We start from the raw sequence: 1,039 nt of genomic DNA, 5'->3' as shown, positions 1-1,039 counted from the left end.
AAGTAGACGTTCACCTATTCGTTCTTCTCCGCACCATTTCTTCAATGGGGAAGTGTCGAGCAAGTAAGCCGGGACGCAGGCCAATGGCGAGACGCGTCGAGACGGAGGGTCTCTTGAGGTGCGGCCGCCATTGCTGTCGGCATCTAGGCCTGCTTGCTCGTGTCGTAGGCGCCCAGACCCGGCTTGTAGGTCTTGTCGTCGATGAACTGCTTGATGCCTTCCTTGCGGCCTTCGTTGTCGTAGCTGTTCGCCGCCTCCTGCATCCGGACCAGGTAGTCTTCCGCCTCGTCGTACGCCATCACACCGACGCGGCGAATGGCGTCCTTGGTGGCCTTCAGGGCGACCGGGTTCTTGGCCAGCAGGACCTTGGCGACCTCGGTGACGCGGGCTTCCAGGTTGGCCAGCGGCAGGGCTTCGTTGACCAGGCCCCAGTCGGCGGCGGTCTTGCCGTCGATGTTCTCACCCATCATGGCGTGGTACATGGCCTTGCGGAAAGGCAAGAGCTCGACCGCGACCTTGGTGGCGCCGCCACCCGGCAGGATACCCCAGTTGATCTCGGACAGGCCGAACTGGGCTTCTTCGGCGGCAAAGGCCAGGTCGCAGGCAAACAGCGGGCCGTAGCCGCCACCAAAGCACCAGCCATTGACCATGGCGATCGTCGGCTTTTGGTACCAGCGCAGGCGCCGCCACCAGCCGTAGGATTCGCGTTGGGCATTGCGCATGGCGCCCAGGCCCTTGGCTTCGTTTTCGCGGAAATATTCCTTGAGGTCCATGCCGGCCGACCAGGCGGAGCCTTCGCCGGTCAGCACCAGGACGCCGACGTCATCGCGGAATTCCAGCTCGTCGAGCACCCGCAGCATCTGGCGGTTCAGCTTCGGCGACATGCAGTTGCGCTTTTCGGGGCGGTTGAATTTGACCCAGGCGATGCGGTCGATGACCTGGAAGGCGACGGTGTCTTCTTCGGCGCGGTCGATTTTGGGGGAGGATTCGTTCATTGAAGGTACCGGGGGAGGAGGAATAAATAGGTGTGTAAAGGACG

The 1,039-nt window shown here is 62.4% G+C and carries 1 protein-coding gene; it reads right to left on the bottom strand.

The features are described from left to right. Nucleotides 1-143: 143 nt before the first annotated feature. The gene (locus tag ABI_RS11870) at nt 144-995 is read right to left on the bottom strand and encodes a p-hydroxycinnamoyl CoA hydratase/lyase (RefSeq protein WP_040309189.1); all 852 of its coding nucleotides are present in this window, start codon (nt 993-995) and stop codon (nt 144-146) included. Between the last annotated feature and the right edge of the window lie 44 nt (nt 996-1,039).

The organism is Asticcacaulis biprosthecium C19 (genome assembly GCF_000204015.1).
GTDB lineage: Bacteria > Pseudomonadota > Alphaproteobacteria > Caulobacterales > Caulobacteraceae > Asticcacaulis > Asticcacaulis biprosthecius.
This window is presented reverse-complemented; position numbering and strand designations above follow the sequence as displayed.